Source organism: Brucella sp. LJL56 (genome assembly GCF_054871705.1).
The window spans coordinates 65,611-85,685 of the sequence record NZ_JBTXLQ010000010.1 but is presented as its reverse complement, the minus strand read 5'-3'; the positions used below and the strand labels follow the sequence as shown (position 1 = coordinate 85,685).

Genomic DNA, 20,075 nt, shown 5'->3' with positions numbered 1-20,075 from the left:
GCAGCGCTTTCAGCGACAACGTATCTGCATGCTCGACCGTGGGAAGGCGCCGCTTCGTCATAAAGGGAGTGAATCATGATTTACGGAAAACGGGAATCCCTCTTGCCACCAAATCTGCTCCAGTTACGGCGTGAGTGCCTGTTGCTGTCGCAGTTCCTGATCGTAACGCTCCAGCGCCCTCTCAACGAGCTTGTTGATGGGCTGGCCGGTGTGTCTGGCCAGAGAACGGGCCAGATCGCGTGCTTTGGAGCTGCGCACGGACAGTTGCTGTTCGGACATCGCCTTTTCCTCATTGTCTTGTCGGTCAACATAGCAATCTGCGACCAAAATGGCGAGATTTATGCTATAGATGGCTAGAGTCCGATAACCTATACTTATCATATGTTAATGGCCCAACCCAACAGCATCACCAGTGCCGGACAGTAAATAATACCTGGTGTCCGTTTGAGAATTTGTTTACCATGTTTTCAATGCGTTACGATCCCGACCATTTGCCTCTGACGGCCTTGCTGCAGCCGCTGGCGCGCGCCAGTGAAGCCTTGGCACGTCTCGATGAACGCCTTGCCCACTCGCCGGTCGGCCAAGGCTTGATCGAGCGGTTGCATTTTGCCGATGCCTGCGCGTCGTTGTGGCTCGATGGCGAACTGGTCGAAATGGAAGATCTCGTCCTGCATGAGGCAGCGCGCGATATCCGCTCACCCAGTCATGCGCTCACCATTGCCCGCGACGTGCTGCAGACCCGACGGCGCATTGCCGCGCAAGCACCGGACTGGGCGCTGAGCCCAGACGGTTTGCGCCGTCTGCGGCACGCGGGGCAGGCGTGGCCTGCAGCATCTCCTGGGGATGGCGGTATCGTCGCGGAAAGCGAAAACGCCGCGGTGTATGACGGGGCGGTTGATCGGCAGGATCGGAACGGGGAGGGGAGAAACAATCGTTGGGAGGACGGGCTCGAGCCGCCCGGCATCGATCTCGACGCCATCGACGCGGTTCTGGCACGGTCCGAAACCGTTCTCGTCAAAGCGAGACAGCCGCAGCGGTTGCCGAAGCCGGAGGCTGACCCGCTGATCCGCGATCCCGAATGGGATGAGGACGAACGGCTCGACGAATGGCGAACCCTGTTGCGTTCGATCGGCGATCTGCCGCCGGTGTTACAAGCCGTCCTGGCGCTCGATGCCTGGAACGAGCTCGCGGTGTTGCAGCGGGCGCCGTGGCTTGGCCGCTTGCTGGCGGCATCGCTGCTACGGCGCGAAGGTCTGACCTCGAAAGCGCATCTGCTGGCCTTTAATATCGGCCTGAAAACTATCCGCGTCGACCGGCGGCGGCATCGCAATTTTGAAATGAGGATTACCGCCAGTCTCGAGGGGCTGATGGCCGGGATCGAACTCGGTTTTAAAGAACATGACCGACTGCTGCTGGCACGCCAGATGATGGAGCGTCGCCTTACGGGACGCCGTGCCTCGTCAAATCTTCCCGGTCTGATAGATCTGGTGTTGGCGAGGCCTTTGGTTTCGGCCGGCATGATAGCGGCAGAACTCGACATCACGCCCCGCGCCGCCCTTCGCCTCGTCGAAGAGCTCAATCTGCGCGAAATGACCGGAAGGGGGAGGTTTCGCGCATGGGGGCTTGTTTAAGCGATATAAATCACGCTTCGCGCCTTCTGCTGTTGTACTGATTTGGTCCGAGTTAGGAGGAATCGTTACGCCCTCGCACGAACACCCACATTCCTTTGATCTTCCATGAACGCGCAAGACCCAGACCTACGAGCTGGCGTGCTGCGCGATTGACGTCCCAGACAAGCTCATTGATTGCATCGGCCAGTTCCACGGCGTTGCGCGGCTGAATCTCGTCCATTGCGCCAAGAACGGCCGTCTCGATCTCAGGATTGTAAGGCGGTTCGCGATTCTCCCCTTCAAATCGGTCGCACCACAGAATGTGGCCACGCCAAACGATGAAGTGGCTTTCGCACCCTCCTTCGCGCCATACCGAGGGAAAGAGGGTAAGTCCTTCTCCACGCATGTCAAAGCGCCATGCCTTGTCGGCGCGACGATCTAGGTTGATCACCAGGGTTTCGCCGCATCCATCCGGGCACGACATAATGATCGATCTGGGCCGCGAGCGAAATACCATGCATGTGTCACCGGGCGCGCGGAGGGCTGTTTCAGCTTGATCTCGGTACTCGGCATCGCCGACCATTCGGACCATTCGGACCATTCGAGCGGGTTCTGTCATTTATCGCTCCTATTATGACGTTTCGGCCGGACCGGTAGTTTCCACGTTGGGCCTTTTGCCAACGCGCCCATGGACGAGCAGGCTACGCAATTCGGCTGCACAGCGACAGCCATTTCCTTTACTCGGCCGCGAATGCCGTCATAAACCTGATAACGCGGCTTGACCGGAACCGACGTTGCCGCCCCGAGAAGCATGGTCATCGCGAGCGAACTCACGGTAGAGTTGATCGACAGAACCGCGGGTTGGGGTTCGTGCACGCCGTGGACATAGGGGTCCGCCGCACGCTGCTCTAGCGTCTGCATCTCCCGCCGGATCGCTTCGCCATCGAGCGCGCCCGAGCAGGTCAGGCAAGGCAGTCCGGGGGCAAGCATCTGCACGCGTCCCGTGATGTGACTGACGGCTCCGTACGCGACAGTGATGCTGACGCCCATATCGATCACGGGCACCAAATACTGATAGGCGGCCTGGTTGACGACCGCCCGGCTCGCGTGGGAATCCGTGCACAGCAGCATGAAGTCGAAGCCCGCGATGAGCTTAGCTACTTCCTGGTCAACGATGTCAGCTTGAAGCGGAACCACCGTGACATCAGGGTTAATGGCACGGACCATCCTGGCCGCCACCTCGACCTTCGGCCGGCCGACGTCCGAGGGGATGGAGCCGACGAGGCGGTTTAGGTTCGTCTCCTCGACCAGATCGGGATCGATCACCGTGATCCGCGTGGCGCCGAGATGGGCAAGTTGCTGACACTCGAGCGATCCCGTCCCACCCGCACCGATCACGCCGAAATGGAGGCGGCGCAGCAGCCGTTGCCCCGGCGCTCCGAATGCCCGGACCTGCCGATCGTCGCGTTCCTGATCGGAGACGCCGTGCATGGGCGAATGGAGCAAGAGACTTTCGCCCACTTCCCACACATCAATCTCATCATCGTTTCCGAGAAGCCGTGCGCGACAACCCTCTGGCCCGATCACCAGCGCGACATGCGGCACTGGAGCGGCTCGGCGCGTAAAATATGAACCCAGTTCCGTTTCGCCCGCATCGTCGACCCTCGAGAAACGTGGATGGCCGGTACTGGCGGGATGTGTGTGGATCGCGACGACGGTCATGCCGGTGACCCGGCTGCGGTTTGCTACCTCGATAAGGAAGGACGATTTCAGGACAGCAGATACGCAGGTGCGGTGCTCATATGCGTCTTCTGGCACCATGCTGGCGTCAACGACAATCCATGTGTCGCTACGCGCATCATGATGGGCATATGCGATTGCGCAACTCTCCAGACCATTGGCGTTGAGCAACGTCGACGCCAGGTTGGAATATAAAGGCGAAGGAAAGCGAACACCACTCATTGGGCCTGCCTCATACGATCAATAATCACGTTCATCCAGGTTGATAGCGTGTCGCGGTTGGGGTTCCATGGTCCTGTGAGATGCCACGAGAACCACAGTGCTGGCTCGACGGTCTCCGGGACAGGATTTGACGCCGAATTCTGTGGCGGGCCTCCATGTGCTAGAAGAAGATCAGGATCCGCCCAGAAGCAGTCGAGCTGCGCAAATGGATATCCAGGCGGGACGATGAAGCGGATGGTGGTCGACGACTTCGACCACCCCTCCGGCAGGCGGAGGTCGGGCACGGTGACGAGCTTGGTGCCGCTCGGCAACTGCCGGGTCTGAACCTCGCCGAAGCGCTCCCGCAGCTGCTCCAGCTGCATGTCAAGAACGCCGGGCATCAGCCGAAATTTGCCTTGGGGACCGACGAGAAGCGGCGGACGCCATGCTTAGGAACGAGGCTCACAACCTCATCATCGGCGATGATGCGGTCCGGGTCGTCGCCCTCACCTTCCAGCGACAGGTCATGCTGCGGATCCCAGTCAGGTACCATCGCCTTGATCTGTGCGCCGGTGAGCTTCTTCTTATCGGTCTCAAAAGGCTTCCCGTTGACGAAGAACGTGTAGGTGACCTTGTTGGGCGCAGTGATGAACTTCTCAACGCCGTGAGCGGCGAGATTCGCATCGCTGCCCCGTTCAATCAGCTTATCTTTGCCGCCACGCACCTCCAGGAATACCGCCTCATCGTCGGTAATGCCGGCGAGCGCCCGCAGCACGGCTTCAGGGATGGACGAACGGCCCCACACGATGCGCGCCTCATTGATCTTGACGCGGTAGAGCGGGTCTGTGCTGAAGGTGATGAAACAAAAGGCAGCACGGCCGCGAAGATCGACCTCCTCGTCAGCCCGGACATCTTCGAAGTCGCCTTCCGAAGTGATCAGGAACAACGAGTGGCCGTCGACGTCGTTAATACCGGCCTTTTTCAGGATCTGTCGGCCGAGCGGAACCGGATCGTCGAGGATAAGCGGGTGGAAATCGACGCTGTCGATAGCGAGCGAGACCCGGTAGCGACCTGGGCGCAGGGGACGATCTTCCTGCACGGCGAGTGCGACATCGTCGATGTCGGGATTTTCGATAAGAGACATAGTTTGTTGTTTCCTGTGGACCTTGGCCTGATTGCGTCGGTCTCACAGGGTCAATCGAAGGGGCCCGCGAAAAGAGGAACCCTTGTCGTAAACTTTTTTCAAAACTTGCCTTTGGGGGCTGGGCAGATGAAGAAGTGCCTGCAGCGCGGGCACAGGAAGTCACTTCTTTTAGCCGGGAAAAGACCCTCTTCGATGGACCGGATCGCCTTTTGCGCCGTCGCGAGCCGGTTGGCTCGCTTGGCCGCTGTCTGCTCGATTTGTCCGGCGCTTCCGTCCATCACATGGAATGTCTCGAACGAAAAACCATGGCCGAAATTGACGTGCGCGGCTTCGAGCAGGAGCGTGTGTGCGATTTTGTCATGCTCCGTCGTGGAACGTTTACCTGACCGGACTGTCAAGAACTCGCGCGAGCCTGCGTCACCCTTTACGAAATCTGGAAAGACGGTGATCTGACGGTTGGCCAACACGAGCGCGAACGGAGTTGCCTTCGAGACGGAGGCAAGAACCGGAAGAAGATTGCCCATCATCCTGTCGACAAGGGCTCGGTACGGTGCCTCGAAAGGGTGACCGACGAGTTTCGTCGAATTCCAGGCGGTTTCGAAGACCTCGCGCATGACATCGATCGTCAATGGAATATGGGCGGAGCGCGCCGCTGCGACGACCGCTAGAATACATCCATGAGCCTGCAAATAAGCGGACCTGTCGACTGAGCCGCCGAGTTTGGCGACCTTATCATAGAAGAAGCGCCTGCCGCACTGATCGAAAGATTCGATGTCTGCGGCATACAACCCCTCGGGAAAGCCAAATTCGATGATCGGTTCCAGCGTCGGAGCGGGGAAGAGACGGGCTATCGGCGAGGTCTGTCTTCCGCTCTGGATCGATAGTCCCTCTACGAATATCGAGGGATTTGAATTTTTGCCTCCCGATCTAGCTGGTCGATAGAGCTTGAGGTGTGTCTTCGCGCGCGACATCGCCACGAAAAACAGGCACTCCTCTTCGGCATCGTGAGCATTCGTTTCAGGGTTCTCGCTGACCATGCCGACAGGCGGCGGACATGCGTCCGCACGGTTGGGTGCAGGGACAGACCCGCGCTTGAGCCTAGGCAGGTGCACGGCTTCGAATTCCAGACCTTTGCTCGCATGGATCGTCATCAACTGGACGCCATCCACGTCCTGCATTTCGTCCGGTAGACGCCGCAGTTCGCGATCGTCCGATAACAACACGAGATGCCTTACACGTTCGAGGCCGCGGACAATCGGCAACTTGCCACCCACAAGCGGCATCGTCCTAAGGGCCTCTATCAGCTGGCGTACCGCAACGCGGCGAAGATCGTCAGAAGGGCTTTGGCCTGCGAGAACCGTTCTGACATAGTCGCTTCGGTCGAACAGGTATTCCATCAAAGCCAGCCAGGGCGTCGTGCCGCGGCCAAACCCATCCAGATGGTTTGCCAGAAGGGCAAGGCGGCGGATGGTATCAGGGGTGACACCAGCAAGGGTCGGTATCTGGTCAAGGAGCATTTTAACCGTTAGCTGGCGAGACTTGGCTTCCTCGATGACTCGCGACAGCTCGATGGGCGCGACGCCGTACTCGGGAAAGGTACCCACCCTGAACAACGTTGAGCCGTCTTGGACAATCAGCGACAGCAAGGACAGCATGTCCCGCACTTCGGGTCGCTCGAAAAGCGGTCCCAGATACAGCACAGGCACCGCACGTGCCTCGAGTTCCGCCGCCACCTCGGCGAGTATGCCGTTGGTACGGGCGACTACGGCCTGGCTCCTTAGTGAAACACCCGCCTTTTCGAGTTCGCGTATGTTTCCTGCTAGCACGTCGATCTCGTCTTGGGGATCGGTTCCAACGAATATCTCCGGCGTTCCACAGGCTTCGGTTCTATTGGCGCTTATATCGAGCGGAAGGGAGTATGAAGACACGATCATCTGGTTTCCGAAAGCTTTGACATGAGAAAGGATCGGATCAGTGGATCGGTAGTTTACCCTCAACTGCCCCAGTTCGCCGCTGGGATAGTCCCTACGGAAGCGCGCCATGTTACGACTCGACGCTCCGCGAAACCTGTAGATAGACTGTCTGGCGTCTCCGACAACCCAGAGGCGGTTTCCGTCACCGACGATGCCCTTTACCAACATCGCGCTTGCGCGGTTGATATCCTGGTATTCGTCGACGTGAACCCATTTGTACCTGTCCGAGAGCTGACGACGGAATTCTTCGTCGGCTCTCATCCTGACGGCGGGAAGTCGGATGAGGTCACCGTAGTCGACTGCCCGCATCGCATCGAGGGTAGCCTGATAGTGCTTGTAAACAAGGGCTACTTCGCAACACTTGGCAGCCGCCTTGACAGCATCGGCATCGGCGCGGTCCGCATCGCGCATCATGTTTTCGGCAAGGACTTCGTATTCGTCCGGTCCGATCAGTTCGTCCTTCGCCCTGGAAATCGAGCGCAGGATATCTCTCAAAGCCAAAGCTGGGTCGAACAGGTTCTGCATGTGGACGATCGGCAGAGCGGGAAGTGTCTCTTCCAGCAGGTTTATCGCCTCGCTCGTGTCGACCAACTTCGGGTCGGGTGTAAGATTGAAACGGGTGTGGTGTTTGCGCAGGAGTTCAAGACCAAATGAATGAAACGTTCCGCTCCAGATGTTGACCGCACTGGCTCCGACGGCATGCTCGACCCGGTCGGCAAGCTCCTCCGCTGCTTTGTTGGAAAATGTCAGCGCCAGTATGTCATCGGCTTTGGCGTGTTCCTGGGCAAGCAGCCATACGATGCGCTCGACCATGGTTTTGGTTTTCCCGGTTCCGGGTCCTGCCTCGAGGAGGTAAGGTGATCCAAGGTGATGGGCTGCCTCCTCTTGGGAGCCGTCAAGTGGCTCCGGAGACCGGGGTGCTTTGGGCGACTTCTCGGTAGCCTCCGGCAGCAGTAGGGAGTCGGCCAGCTGTTGATAGACCGTCTCAAGTCTTATCCCGAGGCTCGTGGCAATTTCCTTGGCCCGTTTCCCTTCGTGGAAAAGCCGTCTCGCGAGCGCACGCGGTAGAAGGAACTCGCGGGCGAAGGCATTCGCTTGGGCTTCCCGCCGCTCCTTTTTGCTATAGGCTTCGACACGTTGCAACGGATCGCCGGCGCCTGGCGCACTGTAGCCGCGCTCCATTTTGATTTCGGCCTCAAGGTGTAAAACGAAATGAGCAATCTCGTGGGCGATTACCTCGGCCTCGAAGCTTGGGTCGAGATCGTTTGCCACGTATATTGCCAGATAGCGACGCTTGAGGACCCCAATACCACCCATGAGGTTTGTGTCACTGGGCGCTACCTTTTCAATCGATAGATTCTGGTCGGAAAGGGCAAGCTGGACTATGTCGCCCGCGGCGATCTCCGTAAGTCCCGGGTCGACTTTGCGTCTTAATTCGTTCGCAGCGCGTCGGACCGAATTGATATTCTCCATGTCGTCATTCCGAAAGATTTCGCCAATGGCGTTTGGAGTCTTCGGAAAGGGATGATGCTTCGACAGCCTCCGAGAAGCTGATCTTGTCCCGCTTAACGGGGGCATGGTCCGATCGGAAATCCGAAGCAAGCGTCATTTGATCCTGGTCGAGGAACCTCAGTATTTCCTTCACAGTAGACTTGGCCTCTTTAGCAAGCTGGCGAACCAACAGGAGAGGTATCGTTGATGCCCGGATTGCCCGCTCCTCTAACGCGGTCATCAGTGAAAGAGAGAGTTCGCAACGGTTTGCAATCCCCTTGAGCTCGGCAGGAGACAAATGCTCAAATGGATTCTCAACTCCGCCTGAGCCCTTTGGCGTCCACAAATGGGATATGTCGGGCACGTAATAACTGTCGTGGCGCGGGCCATCACGTCCGTCATCCGCCGTAAGCCAGTCTTCGTAAAACTGCAGAATGCCTTCCCGATGCTGCGGATGGAGCTCGATCATGGCCACGATATCATCGTCGACCAAGTCCTCCTTGTCCATCAGTACGATCAGGATGTCTTCCAGTTGTTTGGATTTATCGCTCATCTCTATTCCTCGTCTCCCGAGGCTCTTTTCCGGGCGTTTGCCAAAAGCTCACCGATCCTTCGGGAGCTGACGTTGAGTTTCTTGGCGGCGGTCGTCTCGTTCGGATCGTTCGATTTCTGCTGAAGGCCTTCTACGTAGACCGCAATGACAGCGGCTCTCTCCCGCTCGGTCAACTTTGCCATCACTGCAGCCACACGCGCGGCCGCTTCGGCGCGTGGCATGGAATGCCCTGCGTTTCTGTGTCCAGCGGCGTCTATCCAATCCCGCGCTGACCGCTCTCCCACTTCGAAGTCGGTTTCGTTAAGTTCGACACTTTTCCGAAACTTTACTTTTCTGACCTCATCGACGATCTTCCGGAAAACAGAAGTTCCGAAAAAGGCTTCGAGCGCATCGGCTTTATTAGTCCCGGAAAAAATAAGCTCGCGGAGCCAGTCGCATACCTCTTGTGCTACGTCGCTAGCCTGTTGCTTCGACAAGCCCGAGGCTCGTCTGAGCGAGAGGCTTTTCGTTCGGCTCACAAGTTCTTCCCAAAGCTCGAGATACCAAGTTTCTTCACGAACAGGCCGCAAGTTGCGCATTATATAGACCAAGGCCGCGCTTGAAATGTCCCCTTTCGCTTTGGCAAGCCCGCCACGCGGCTTTCGTAGCAACGCCCTTAGCTCGTCGACTAACTCGGTCGGTCTGAATAGCGGTGTTTCATCTTTTTGTGTCAAGGTTAGCGGTTGTAGATCAAGATCGTCTTGGCAGCCATCGCTTGTCATTCAACATTCACTCATCGTTCGGCGCAGAGTAAAGAGGAACCCCATCCGATCAAAAAAAGCGAATCGGATTCAGTATTTTCGCGAGAGTAATCTGATTTAACTCGCCCGGCGATTGTGTTGAAGTGGATTTTCACAGCTCGTTCGGGCTTTGTTTAGCTAAGTGTCAGCGTATATTGTCGAGTGCGCCGGAACTGCGGTTGTCAGCCCAAGGTCGATCGTTGCTGTCATTCCATCAACCAGCCCCCGCGGTTTGTCGCGTGGCGCAATGCAGCAAGAAATGAAGAGCGGGTGGAAACAGCATTTTTCTGGTCAGGCGACCGACGCTGGGTTTGTCGGAGACTTCGGCTGTAGGGCTGACGAACAGTTCCCCCGGCTGGCAAGACGCTGCAGTGCTTTTCAACGGCATTTGGCGAAACCGACGTCCAGAAATTCGCTCGTGACCATACCCTGCTGGCACGTCCTCTTCAATCCGGTCGAGCGTCTCAGACGTAGGATCTGAGCAAAAGCGGTTCCACTTCTGGCTGAAATTATATCGAAATCTTGGTCAGTTGTTACTAGCAGATCTCGAAAGATTATACATGTCGGCAGGAGGTGCATTATGATAATGCCTATAAATCCATATTGACTGCTCGCTGTTGAACCTGACAGCAGAAAAACAGCGGTACTCTGTACAACCATCACGACATGCCTCTTGTTTTGGTACGCGCAAGCTAAGTATATATGATCCTGAGAAAACCCTGTGATTTCCGCGGGCGTGTGACTGAGGGGGCCTGTTCCGTGAATGACCTTATAAACCAGCCTGATGCGCCGCGTCTGATTTATGGCCTCCGGGACACCGGCTACAGCTTCAACACCGCAGCCGCAGACATTATTGACAACTCCATCGCTGCGCATGCTAGTGAGATCAACGTGAGGATCGAGCTTGCCGAAGATGGCCGAAAGTTTGTGTATTTCGGTGACAACGGCGACGGCATGAGCGGCGAACGATTGTTTTCGGCTATGCGCTATGGTGCGCCCGTCCGCGCCAATCTTGCAAGCTTAGGAAAGTTTGGCCTTGGGTTGAAGACAGCTTCGAGTTCGGTTTGTATAAAATTTACAGTGATCTCGCGAACCGGGCCGGATGCCGAATTTGCCAAACTGTCCTGGGATCTCGAGCACGTCGAAAGTCAAAACCAGTGGGAGATGTTGCGCGAGCCGATTACTGCCGACGAATACGACATATTTGAGGAGCTTTGCGGAGAAAAAGGTACACTAGTCGTATGGTCCAAGTGCGATCGGTTGCTAGCTAAGGAATACGACGATCCGGGCGGTGCGCGCGAACAGGCTGCGGTCAGACGTCTGGGTGAGCGTCTGATGGAGCACGTCTCTCTGATCTATCATCGTTTCCTCGACGCCGACGATGGCCGTGAGCGCAACGTTTCGGTTTCAGTGAACGGTCAGGCCGTTAAGGCTTGGAATCCGTTCTACCCAGAGAAGTCGGACCAGGTTCTGTCGGAGAGGCAGCAACATCTTGAGATCGAGCTTGAGGACGGCAGCGTTGAAACCGCACACATCAAGGCATGGATCCTGCCGCATCGTAGGGATATGACCAGAGATGAGCAGAAGATTGCGAACATCACCAATAGGGGCCAGGGTTTCTACATCTACCGTGAAGGGCGCGTCATTCAACAGGGCGGATGGCTGGGCGTTTTTGGCGTGATTGAGCCGCACTACTCACTTTTGAGAATAGAGTTTGATTTTACGCACAAGCTGGATGAGGCATTCAAGGTTGATGTGAAGAAGTCGAAAATTCTTTTCGACCCGGCGCTTGAAGACGCACTGAAGAAGCTTTTGCAACCCGTCTACCGTGAAGCGGGCAACCGCTATCGTCGAACTGAACGAAAGGCAGCAGTTGAACGTGGAGTCGATCATGGCAGCGCAAACAAAGCCATCGGTAACACGCCAGCGACCACAAAACCGAGCGTCGAATCTGTTGACCCTTCGAAGAAAACCGCAACTGTCTCGAACAATCGCGGTTCTGGAATCAAGCTGCGCGTTCCGGTTGAGACTAACGTTCGACCGGGCAGTATTCACGTTGATGCTGTAGAGACTATAACCTCTGGTGATCTTTGGGAGCCGGCGGTGCGAAGCGAGGGGGATACGGGCTTTGTTTCTGGCGTTCGCATCAACAAGCATCATGATTTCTATCTCAAAATCTATCAGAGAGCGGCAAACAGTGGTTATGCTGTCGAAGGCATGGACCTTCTGCTCTGGGCATTTGCGGTTGCTGAAAACAACAATAGCAATGAAGAGCTCGAGCCGATTTTCGAAGATATCCGGAACGAAATTTCGACCAATCTGAGAAAGCTTTTGCGTGATGTTCCTGTCCCTGACGATAATGAACTGAACGGCGGTGAAGACGACGAGGGCTGAGATGCTGGCGGCAAAGCAGTCGTTCATTCTGCGCGAAGTCGAGGAGGGGACCGGGGCGGCGATCGGTCTTGAGGAGGACCGTTCCGGTATGCAAACCGGATTGCGGCTATGGTTCGCTGATCTTCCACGCTCGCATAGCCCAATTGTGACCTTGCGACCCGTTGGTCTGAACAGGTTTCGGGCAATACTAACCTTCGGTAACTTTGCAGCAGACACCATCGGCCAGATGAACCGCGCCGACGCCGAGGAGGTGCAACTGGCCCGCGCTCTGGTGGCATCCATCGCCGATCGCGCCGATGTCCGCTTCTCGGCTGACCACTCGCTGGAGACGTGGCGCATACACGACGGGAGTTTTTCGCTTTCCGCCGAGAAGCGAAATATTGCGGGACGTTTCGAAGAGGATGTGCTCGCTGTAACGTGCCGGGAACTGGTTATTCCAATCCTGGCCGCAATGGCTGAGCTTTACGGCTATGATTCTGTTGAGGAGCAGGTTCCACCGACCGGAGAGGTCGAAGGCGAGCTTTCGATCGCGACCGTTAGGCGTCGCGAACGGAATCCGCGCAACCGACTGCTCGCGCTTCGAATTCATGGTGAGCACTGCCAGGTCTGCGGGTTCGACTCAGAATGCCATTATCCCGGTGTGGGCTCGATTATCGAAGTTCATCACATCCAGCCAATATCTTTGCTAGGCGAACCGCGTGTCTACGATCCATCTACGGATCTTATACCGCTTTGCCCTAATTGCCATCGGGCTGCGCACACCAGGCGCCCGCTACCATGGAGCCCCGACGAACTGCGGGCTATGTATCATGATTGATCTATCTTCGGACCTCCCCTCTGATTTCAGGGAACTCGCCCTGCATCCCCCTTCGGGAAGAGAACTGTCCGGCCGCCTTCTGGAAGCAGAGATCCGCGTGCGTCGCTTGGACGGGCGGTTCGTCGCTATGCTCGCAGGTACCCGAACCGTCCGGGGCGAGAAGGCAATCTGGTACGTGGCCGGCCCGGATAACAACTGGATTGATGATGGTGCAACGATCCGCCCGATTCCCCGGGACGCTCCGCAACTGATGCACCGAATGCTTGGCGGTGCTGACGCCCAGGATCTCGCTTTCGCCGACGTCATCCGCCTCTTGCGGATAGAAAATCCGGATATTCCCGTCTCTTCTGATGCAGATGTTTTTCAGCCCGCCATCAGTGCTGCCGCAGAGCTGGGCGATGAAACGCAGGTCCCTGGCCTCAAAGCAACTCTTTTCCGTTACCAGGCTCAGGGCGTCGAATGGATGGCCCGGACGATAGGTCATACGGGCGGTATCATTCTTGCAGATGAGATGGGCCTCGGGAAGACCATCCAGATAATTGCGCTATTGCTTGGTAACGGGCCTTCCAATAGTGAGCCCGCGCTCATCATCTGCCCGACAAGTCTGATTGCTAACTGGCGTAAGGAGATCCTGAAGTTTGGTCCTGAATTGTCGGTGCTAATCCATCGGGGACCTCATCGTGCGGGTACGACGAGGGGCTTGCAGCGAGCTCAGATCGTGCTCGCAACTTACGACACAGTCGTCAACGACATAGCCATTTTCTCTGGTATGAATTGGAGCTGGGTCGTTTGCGACGAGGCGCAAGCGCTTAAAAACCCTGACTCTGCCCGCCGCAAGGCGATCGCAACCATTCCGAGGCGGCGGATGATTCCGATGACGGGTACGCCGGTCGAGACTTCTCTGCTCAATCTTTGGTCCCTGGTTGATCTCGCAATTCCTGGCTTGCTTGGCAGCCGGACGGGTTTTGAGGCACAATTCCCTGACGCGGAGGATTCGGCTCGCCGACTGGCGCACCTAACAGATCCTGTCGTCCTGTGCCGCAAGGTGAGAGACGTTGCAAACGATTTGCCTGAACGCATCGATATCGATCTGCCACTTGAGCTGGGCCATGAACTGTCGTTGCTTTACGACGCGGTTCTCGCGGACACGTTACAGAAGTATCCTGTCGCCGGTGCTCTTGTTGCAACCGGCCAACTCCAATTATTTTGCGCCCATCCGTGGCTACAGGGCAAGGACTGCCAGACAGATGCCAACGATGATGCAACTTGCCTCAAACAACCGGGGTTGCCGCTCGTTACGCCCAAGATCGAGCGTACGGTTGCCATCCTTGACGAAGCTTTCCGCTCAGGCCAGAAGGTGCTGGTGTTCGCCATTTTCAACCGTTGCGGTGATATAATTCGCGAAGCGGCCGGGGATCGATTTCCTGACGCATTCTGGAATGCCATCAACGGAGCGACTCCCCAAGAAGACCGGCAAGCTATTGTCGACGCATTTACGGCGCACTCTGGACCTGCCTGCCTCTTCCTCAATCCAAAGGCAGCCGGCGCCGGCCTCAACATTACGGCGGCCACAATTGTCATTCATTACACCCAGGCATGGAACCCTGCGCTTGAAGCGCAAGCAAGTGCCCGCGCTCACCGCCGGGGTCAGACAGAGCCAGTACGTATCTACCGACTGTTTTACGAGAACACCGTAGAGAGGGTCATGATCGACCGATCAGCCTGGCGCCGGGAGATCGGCAACGAAGCTGTGCCGGTGTTAACGCGCGATGCCGAGGATCTGCAGCGCGCCCTGACGATAAGACCGGAAAAGGAAGTATAACGACGATGCAGACTTACGAGAAAGGACTCACTGCCAACGACACCGGCGAGACCGGCGCGCACCAGGCAGGGGTTCATATTCCCAAATCACAAACTGACCTTCTCTCATTCTTGCCTCCTTTGGACCCCTCCATCAAGAACCCAGACGCGTGGCTTGAGATGAAGGATGACGCAGGCGAGGTCTGGCGCTTCCGGTACATACATTACAACAACAACCTTCACGACCCGGGCGGAACACGGGATGAATTCAGGATTACTCATATGACCGGTTTTTTTCGGTCTGCAGGAGCGGCAGCGGGCGATACGCTGGTGCTGTCGGGCATCCCAGGAACGGGGCGGTACAACATATCGGTTCGTAAGCCTGACCAAGTAGCTGAGGCTGAGCCGTCAGCGCCCGTTCGAATTCGTCTCCGTGGTTGGCAGCGTGTGTATTGAGGGAGTGCCCGGTGGACCAGGCAGTTGCACTAGAGGCATACGGTAGAGACATTGATGAGTTGCCAATCGGCGTTCTCCATCTGGGAACCAAAACGAAGGTACTTGAGGAGGCCGGTATCCGGACCCTCTCAGATATTCGCAACCGCGATACGGCAACGCTGCTGCAACTCCCGTCGATCGGACGCCGCACCGTCGGCGAGCTGGTCCACAATCACATCGCATTGCAAAATGCAGTCGAGCCGGGTGGAGGCATCTGCTGGGAAGCTTACTGTGCGGCGGTGGGCATACCGCTTCTACCAAATCGGCTTCCAGTAAACGGTCACGAGTTCCTTTCAGAACTTCCAGCGTTTCTGGCTGCCTTGGCCGACGTTTTGGATGACAAGGTCCTCGCAACTATTCTTCTAGACAGAATTTCGAAGTCTCCGACTGACCAGAAGACATTGGAGGAGATAGGTGTCGACGCTTTTCCGGCGCTTACTAAAGCGTGTCTCGTTTAATCGGCCTCATATCCTGCAGCTTTGAAGTAGTTTCTGCATTCTGTGACGGAGAAGAGATCGACGATTTCGCCGAGGGCATCGGATATGGCATGGAAGCTACGGGCGGCGCGCTTTCGCAAGAGTGTCTTGATCTTTGAAAAGGCCATTTCAATAGGATTCAAGTCTGGCGAATATGGCGGTAGAAACAGAAGCCAAGCTCCCTTAGCCTTGACCAGTTCCTCCGCCCGTTGGCTCTTGTGGAAGGCGACGTTGTCGAGAATGACGACATCGCCCGTCGTGAGCGTTGGAGCGAGTTGGGTCTCGATCCAGGTTTCAAAGATGTGGCCGTTCATCGGCCTGTCGACAATCCAGGGTGCGACCATGCCCCAGGATCGCAGACCAGCAATAAAAGTCTGGGATGACCAGGAGCCGAAGGGGGCGTGGGTGCGATAGCGCTGTCCGCGCAGGGACCATCCCGAGCGCTTCGTCAGCTTGGTATTGGTGGAAGTCTCATCGATAAAAATGAGCTTTGCCAACGACTTGTTGAAGAATGGTCTACGCCCTCGGACCCACAGGTTACGAGCCTTTGCGATCTCCGGCCGCCGTTGTTCGCTGGCCGCAAAGCTTTTTTTTATGGCTGAGGCCAAGCCGGTGGAGAACCCGCCCGACACTGGAACGATGGACAATGACACCGCGCCCGGCGAGTTCAACGCAAAGTTCGTCCAATGTCGGCTCGCCATCGCCGTTCATTCGCTCGCCAAGCCAATCGTGATGGCTCGAAAGCTTGCCGCCGCCGATATGACCTTGGCGGCGTGGCGCAAGCGAACCCGTCTCTCGCTTCAGGATCACCAGGTCGTTAACGAAGCGCGGAGATACACGGAAATGACGAGCCGCTTCCCGGTGTCCATGCCCTTCTTCAACAAATGCCATCACGCGTTCACGCAACGCAATCGGATGTGGTCTACCCATAGCCGGTTCCTCCTCGACACAAGGAATCACGGAAGACCTGATTTGAAAAGAATGAATCGGGATAATCGCGACACGCTTTAGGGAACGCGTCCGACAGAAGGAACGAAAGTTGCTTGAGCAAGTCACCGGCGGGCTGCTCAATGATGCTTATGACGGTCTCGGCATCCATTTTCATCCGGGCTTTTCATTCTGGTGGCGCAAGGCGGCAGATGCGCTCGCCAATGTTGAGGAAATCGACGTCGAGAGCTTCGTGGCTCTTCTTGCCAAAGTCTGGACTGTTCCTCAGGCCGCTGTAATGAGGCAACTTGCTCCGCTGGTGGCAATTGTGACTGGTGAGCCGCAAATGTCGGCTGGATTTCGCGCTATCACAAGTCTCGATCCACGACTGTTTAATGAAGACAGCAGGGTCTTGTACGATCTTCCATTGGTAAAGTTGCGCATGGACAAGGTTGCTGTCCGGTTGGCAGAATCAGGAATGCAGGTAGTCGGAGACGTGGTCGACCGCCTGCGCTCCGGTGATCTGGAAAGAATGAAGGTCGGGTCGGTTAAGCGGATTACCGACCACCTCAACCTTCTCGCCTCGTGTCTCAACACCGAATATATAGACTGGGGACGCTATAGGGCGAGAGTCAAACTCGACGTCCTCCCTGCGTCGGCTCCCGCCAGTCCTTCGGATTTCGTCAGTACTTTGCCACAAGCTATCGAGGATCTGCTGAAACGCCATCAGATAAGCTTACGAGCGGTCGGAATATTCCAGCGTCGCACCGGAAAGGATGCTCGCGAACGGATGACGCTTCACCAAGTCGGTGAGGAGCTCGGCACGTTTGGTTCGTCGATCAAGCGCGAAGAGACAGTATTACTAGCATGGTTGAATGATGTGCTCGTAAGCCGGGAGTTCTGTAGCCTTCTTGTTTGGCTTGATGGCGCCTGGCTTGACCGGTGGGCCGAAGCGCAGGAGGTATTTGATCAGTCCGGCAGCGACTACGACCGATTTGCTGACAATCTTGCACAGCTTTGGCGGGTGAGTCGTAAGGAGATTGGTGTTGCTTCGCCGACGTTATGGGCCGTATTCACTGGCTACCCGGACGGGCGGCCGCCAAGATATCGGCCGGTTGTTTCTGTAGAAAAAGCAGAGGTAACATCCGGTCGTATACGGCTGCGGGGTTTCCGCCGTATACATTGATAACTTTAACCGACACTGTAACTTTAACCTGAGTGCAAACAGTTTTCAATAAATGATGATACTCTTACGCGGAGTTCAGGCAAGCGATATCACGCCACATGGTTGTAGCGACTTCTCGTAAGTCACGGTGCTCTGCTGAGCTGAATTTGTTGCGGGGAAAGCAATGAAGATTGTAAATGGGATCGTGAATTGAAGTGAACCGTCGCACATGTCGTTCTGACTTAAAGCGCTTCATTATTCGCTCTCGCCGTCGGACTGGTTGGTAGGAATTTTCCGCTCGGTTGTTCCAAATCTTGTGTTGACGATGCTCGCAAACGCCAAGACTTAATTCATGTTTGGCTGCCCCGTAAAATCGCAATTTGTCTGTGACGGCCTTAACATGCTGTGAATAGCCTTGGCCCGTTAGAAGCTTATGCATGAGCCGCTTGGCAGCCTTGATATTGCGGCGTTTTTGAACAGGAACGTCCAGCATAAAGCCATCCTGATCGACGGCTAGTCACAGGAAATGGCGCCTCTCTGTCTCTTACGGCTGTTGTACCACGTGCTGGTCAGTTCCAGACGCATTGGTTCTTCCTGATAATCATCCATCCAGATATAGGTGAGGGGGATTTTTTCTTGTTCGTCTGGTGTGCCAACAAAGGCCCGGAAAATATCGCCCCCTGAAACTCATGGCCGTTGGAGACAGTTGGATCAACTTCGGTACCGCGAAGAACTTTTGCACCAGCACCGATAAAATATCCTGATAAATAACCCCGTCCAGCCACGTTCAGTCCGCCCTAATTATCCGTCTAAATCTGTACGCCGCGAATCTGTATTTCCCGGTCGTCAGTCAAAAGCCACCGGCTCAGACTGTCAATAACGTCAGCTGGTGATCTGCGGGCTTTACCCTTCAGCGCGCATTCCCAGATGAGCGCAATACGCCAACCAGTACTTCTTAGTTCTGTAAGATTGCGCTCATCACGGGCGACATTGCCACCAATCTTTTCACGCCAGAACTCTTCGCGTGTGGCAGGCCAGTGAAACAGATGGCAATCATGTCCGTGCCAGAAACAGCCATTGATAAATATCACTGTACGATATTTTGCCAGCACCAAATCGGGTTTGCCGGGAAGTTCTTTTGCATGCAGGCGATAGCGGAATCCGCTGGCATGCAATCCTTTGCGGATGATAAGTTCCGGCTTTGTATTGGTAGCGCGTATCGCAGCCATATTACGGCTGCGCGTCGCTTTGTCATGAACGTCAGCCAACCTTACGTGCCGGTATTCTGCTTTGCGCAATAAGATCCAGTATATGTGGCTGCATAATCCGCGCAACCTCGGCAAAGACCGGGACGGCGACCGAATTGCCGAACTGCTTATAGGCCTGTGTGTCAGACACAGGTATGCGGAAGTCATCATCATATCCCATGAGCCGCGCACATTCACGCGGTGTCAGGCGGCGCGGGCTTTTGCCTTTGCCACGGCTGATGAGAATTTCTGATCCGTCCTTGTAGTAGCGCGCTGAAAGCGTGCGTGCGATGTTTTCAGGGCCAACAAGACCAAAACCGAAGCCATTGCCCTTCGCTTTGTGCTTGGCAGCATAGTCCTGCAGATATTGCCAGAGTTTGTCGGTGAGGATGTACTTTTTATTGACCTCAGCAGAGGCGCCCACCGTGAACTCCCCTTCCGGCTTTTCGCTGCCATCTTCCGGATGCAGGATTTCCTTAAGCCGTCTCGCGCCATAGGCCGGCAGTTCAAGTGCATCAAAGCTAAAATCAACTGGGGTACGAAATCCAACAATGACAATACGCTCTCTGTGCTGTGGCACGAAATGCCCGGCATCGATCACGCAGGTATGAATTGAGTAGCCAAGTTCCTCTTCGAGTTTGCGGCGGATCACAGTAAATGTCCGGCCCTTATCGTGGCTCTTGAGGTTCTTTACATTCTCCAGAAGAAATGCTGACGGACGATGATGTTTAAGAATACGCAGAACATCAAAAAACAGCGTGCCCTGTGTTTCATCCTGAAACCCATGAAGACGGCCAAGGGCATTCTTCTTTGAAACGCCGGCGATCGAGAAGGGCTGGCAGGGAAAGCCTGCGACAAGCACATCATGGTCAGGTACCTCATCGGCTGACACTTCCCGTATATCACCAGCAATCGGCCGGTTATCGCGGTAATTGGCATGATATGTCTTCTGAGCGTATTTATCCCATTCTGATGTGAACACACAGCGCCCGCCCACACTCTCCATCGCGCGCCGCAATCCGCCAATACCTGCGAAGAGATCGATGAAGGTGAACGAACTATCGCCCGATGGCTGACAACGTTTTTCCGCTTCACTGCGTAAAACATTCACAACCGCTTTGCGTGGGGTTTCCTCGCCGCGCCTCCAGCGGTAAATATGGCCTTCGGAATAGCCGAGAATCTCTGCAGCGTCTGCAACTGACAGCCCGGATTGCTGGAGAAGACTGTCGAATTCGGTCTGCATGATTGTGCTCCGCTTAGCGT

Annotated in this window: 19 protein-coding genes and 1 pseudogene; 7 read left to right on the top strand and 13 right to left on the bottom strand. The window is 56.0% G+C overall.

What is annotated here, in order from left to right; genetic code table 11:
* Nucleotides 1–123: 123 nt before the first annotated feature.
* Entirely contained in the window at nt 124–279 is a 156-nt protein-coding gene (locus ACYSN1_RS20835; RefSeq protein ID WP_461727417.1) for a type II toxin-antitoxin system VapB family antitoxin, read from the bottom strand.
* Nucleotides 280–461: 182 nt separating this feature from the next.
* Here ACYSN1_RS20835 and ACYSN1_RS20830 point away from each other — a divergent pair, with 182 nt between their 5' ends.
* Nucleotides 462–1,631, top strand: a complete 1,170-nt coding sequence (locus ACYSN1_RS20830; RefSeq protein WP_461727416.1) for an RHE_PE00001 family protein — start codon at nt 462–464, stop codon at nt 1,629–1,631.
* 52 nt (nt 1,632–1,683) lie between these two features.
* Here ACYSN1_RS20830 and ACYSN1_RS20825 read toward each other — a convergent pair whose 3' ends face one another.
* The 7 genes from ACYSN1_RS20825 to ACYSN1_RS20795 all read right to left on the bottom strand — a co-directional run bounded on the left by ACYSN1_RS20825 (nt 1,684) and on the right by ACYSN1_RS20795 (nt 9,473).
* Nucleotides 1,684–2,094, bottom strand: a complete 411-nt coding sequence (locus tag ACYSN1_RS20825) for a DUF6527 family protein (RefSeq protein WP_461727422.1) — start codon at nt 2,092–2,094, stop codon at nt 1,684–1,686.
* Between the two features lie 131 nt (nt 2,095–2,225).
* Nucleotides 2,226–3,572: a HesA/MoeB/ThiF family protein gene (locus ACYSN1_RS20820; RefSeq protein ID WP_461727415.1), complete on the bottom strand. Its 1,347-nt coding sequence runs from the start codon at nt 3,570–3,572 to the stop codon at nt 2,226–2,228.
* Nucleotides 3,569–3,934, bottom strand: a complete 366-nt coding sequence (locus tag ACYSN1_RS20815; RefSeq protein WP_461727414.1) for an E2/UBC family protein — start codon at nt 3,932–3,934, stop codon at nt 3,569–3,571. The genes ACYSN1_RS20820 and ACYSN1_RS20815 overlap by 4 nt, the downstream gene beginning before the upstream one ends.
* A 17-nt stretch (nt 3,935–3,951) precedes the next feature.
* Nucleotides 3,952–4,695 (bottom strand): multiubiquitin domain-containing protein, encoded by a 744-nt coding sequence (locus ACYSN1_RS20810; protein WP_461727413.1) that lies wholly within the window; start codon nt 4,693–4,695, stop codon nt 3,952–3,954.
* 98 nt (nt 4,696–4,793) lie between these two features.
* A complete protein-coding gene (locus ACYSN1_RS20805) occupies nt 4,794–8,141 on the bottom strand; it encodes a UvrD-helicase domain-containing protein (protein ID WP_461727412.1) in 3,348 nt (1,115 codons plus the stop codon).
* A gap of 4 nt (nt 8,142–8,145) precedes the next feature.
* Nucleotides 8,146–8,712 (bottom strand): hypothetical protein, encoded by a 567-nt coding sequence (locus tag ACYSN1_RS20800; RefSeq protein WP_461727411.1) that lies wholly within the window; start codon nt 8,710–8,712, stop codon nt 8,146–8,148.
* 2 nt (nt 8,713–8,714) lie between these two features.
* On the bottom strand, nt 8,715–9,473 hold the full coding sequence (locus tag ACYSN1_RS20795) for a sigma-70 RNA polymerase sigma factor region 4 domain-containing protein (protein WP_461727410.1): 759 nt from the start codon (nt 9,471–9,473) through the stop codon (nt 8,715–8,717).
* A 777-nt stretch (nt 9,474–10,250) separates the two neighbouring features.
* Between ACYSN1_RS20795 and ACYSN1_RS20790 the strand changes: the two genes are divergently transcribed.
* The 5 genes from ACYSN1_RS20790 to ACYSN1_RS20770 are packed head-to-tail and all read left to right on the top strand — an operon-like array spanning nt 10,251 to nt 15,455.
* The gene (locus tag ACYSN1_RS20790; RefSeq protein ID WP_461727409.1) at nt 10,251–11,885 is read left to right on the top strand and encodes an ATP-binding protein; all 1,635 of its coding nucleotides are present in this window, start codon (nt 10,251–10,253) and stop codon (nt 11,883–11,885) included.
* Between the two features lies 1 nt (nt 11,886).
* Nucleotides 11,887–12,702 (top strand): HNH endonuclease, encoded by an 816-nt coding sequence (locus ACYSN1_RS20785; protein ID WP_461727408.1) that lies wholly within the window; start codon nt 11,887–11,889, stop codon nt 12,700–12,702.
* Nucleotides 12,695–14,524, top strand: a complete 1,830-nt coding sequence (locus ACYSN1_RS20780) for a DEAD/DEAH box helicase (protein ID WP_461727407.1) — start codon at nt 12,695–12,697, stop codon at nt 14,522–14,524. The genes ACYSN1_RS20785 and ACYSN1_RS20780 overlap by 8 nt, the downstream gene beginning before the upstream one ends.
* A gap of 5 nt (nt 14,525–14,529) precedes the next feature.
* Complete coding sequence (locus tag ACYSN1_RS20775) at nt 14,530–14,958, top strand: EcoRII N-terminal effector-binding domain-containing protein (protein ID WP_461727406.1); 429 nt, start codon at nt 14,530–14,532, stop codon at nt 14,956–14,958.
* 11 nt (nt 14,959–14,969) lie between these two features.
* Nucleotides 14,970–15,455: a hypothetical protein gene (locus ACYSN1_RS20770; RefSeq protein WP_461727405.1), complete on the top strand. Its 486-nt coding sequence runs from the start codon at nt 14,970–14,972 to the stop codon at nt 15,453–15,455.
* Here the strand turns inward: ACYSN1_RS20770 and ACYSN1_RS20765 are convergent.
* Nucleotides 15,452–15,970, bottom strand: coding sequence for an IS630 family transposase (locus tag ACYSN1_RS20765; protein WP_461727404.1), 519 nt, complete (start codon nt 15,968–15,970; stop codon nt 15,452–15,454). The genes ACYSN1_RS20770 and ACYSN1_RS20765 overlap by 4 nt on opposite strands.
* Before the next feature lie 40 nt (nt 15,971–16,010).
* Nucleotides 16,011–16,403 (bottom strand): helix-turn-helix domain-containing protein, encoded by a 393-nt coding sequence (locus ACYSN1_RS20760; protein ID WP_461727403.1) that lies wholly within the window; start codon nt 16,401–16,403, stop codon nt 16,011–16,013.
* 109 nt (nt 16,404–16,512) lie between these two features.
* Between ACYSN1_RS20760 and ACYSN1_RS20755 the strand changes: the two genes are divergently transcribed.
* Nucleotides 16,513–17,586: a hypothetical protein gene (locus ACYSN1_RS20755; protein ID WP_461727402.1), complete on the top strand. Its 1,074-nt coding sequence runs from the start codon at nt 16,513–16,515 to the stop codon at nt 17,584–17,586.
* Between the two features lie 64 nt (nt 17,587–17,650).
* On the opposite strand, the pseudogene ACYSN1_RS20750 reads toward ACYSN1_RS20755, so the two are convergent.
* The 3 genes and pseudogenes from ACYSN1_RS20750 to dcm form a co-directional block, all read right to left on the bottom strand.
* Nucleotides 17,651–18,079, bottom strand: a pseudogene (locus ACYSN1_RS20750) (DDE-type integrase/transposase/recombinase); the annotation flags it as partial.
* Between the two features lie 295 nt (nt 18,080–18,374).
* Nucleotides 18,375–18,794 carry a very short patch repair endonuclease gene (locus ACYSN1_RS20745; RefSeq protein WP_461727401.1) on the bottom strand — a complete coding sequence of 140 codons (420 nt, stop codon included), beginning with the start codon at nt 18,792–18,794 and terminating at the stop codon, nt 18,375–18,377.
* A 31-nt stretch (nt 18,795–18,825) separates the two neighbouring features.
* A complete protein-coding gene (gene dcm / locus ACYSN1_RS20740) occupies nt 18,826–20,055 on the bottom strand; it encodes a DNA (cytosine-5-)-methyltransferase (RefSeq protein ID WP_461727400.1) in 1,230 nt (409 codons plus the stop codon).
* Nucleotides 20,056–20,075 lie beyond the last annotated feature (20 nt).

Excerpts from the sequence above, each read along its gene's own strand:
- ACYSN1_RS20745 (WP_461727401.1), bottom strand. The coding sequence starts at position 18,794 with ATGGCTGCGATACGCGCTACCAATACAAAGCCGGAACTTATCATCCGC.
- dcm (WP_461727400.1), bottom strand. The coding sequence starts at position 20,055 with ATGCAGACCGAATTCGACAGTCTTCTCCAGCAATCCGGGCTGTCAGTT.
- ACYSN1_RS20830 (WP_461727416.1), top strand. The coding sequence starts at position 462 with ATGTTTTCAATGCGTTACGATCCCGACCATTTGCCTCTGACGGCCTTG.
- ACYSN1_RS20835 (WP_461727417.1), bottom strand. The coding sequence starts at position 279 with ATGTCCGAACAGCAACTGTCCGTGCGCAGCTCCAAAGCACGCGATCTG.
- ACYSN1_RS20800 (WP_461727411.1), bottom strand. The coding sequence starts at position 8,712 with ATGAGCGATAAATCCAAACAACTGGAAGACATCCTGATCGTACTGATG.
- ACYSN1_RS20760 (WP_461727403.1), bottom strand. The coding sequence starts at position 16,403 with ATGGGTAGACCACATCCGATTGCGTTGCGTGAACGCGTGATGGCATTT.
- ACYSN1_RS20775 (WP_461727406.1), top strand. The coding sequence starts at position 14,530 with ATGCAGACTTACGAGAAAGGACTCACTGCCAACGACACCGGCGAGACC.
- ACYSN1_RS20825 (WP_461727422.1), bottom strand. The coding sequence starts at position 2,094 with ATGTCGTGCCCGGATGGATGCGGCGAAACCCTGGTGATCAACCTAGAT.
- ACYSN1_RS20785 (WP_461727408.1), top strand. The coding sequence starts at position 11,887 with ATGCTGGCGGCAAAGCAGTCGTTCATTCTGCGCGAAGTCGAGGAGGGG.
- ACYSN1_RS20815 (WP_461727414.1), bottom strand. The coding sequence starts at position 3,934 with ATGCAGCTGGAGCAGCTGCGGGAGCGCTTCGGCGAGGTTCAGACCCGG.
- ACYSN1_RS20795 (WP_461727410.1), bottom strand. The coding sequence starts at position 9,473 with ATGACAAGCGATGGCTGCCAAGACGATCTTGATCTACAACCGCTAACC.
- ACYSN1_RS20805 (WP_461727412.1), bottom strand. The coding sequence starts at position 8,141 with ATGGAGAATATCAATTCGGTCCGACGCGCTGCGAACGAATTAAGACGC.
- ACYSN1_RS20820 (WP_461727415.1), bottom strand. The coding sequence starts at position 3,572 with ATGAGTGGTGTTCGCTTTCCTTCGCCTTTATATTCCAACCTGGCGTCG.
- ACYSN1_RS20810 (WP_461727413.1), bottom strand. The coding sequence starts at position 4,695 with ATGTCTCTTATCGAAAATCCCGACATCGACGATGTCGCACTCGCCGTG.
- ACYSN1_RS20780 (WP_461727407.1), top strand. The coding sequence starts at position 12,695 with ATGATTGATCTATCTTCGGACCTCCCCTCTGATTTCAGGGAACTCGCC.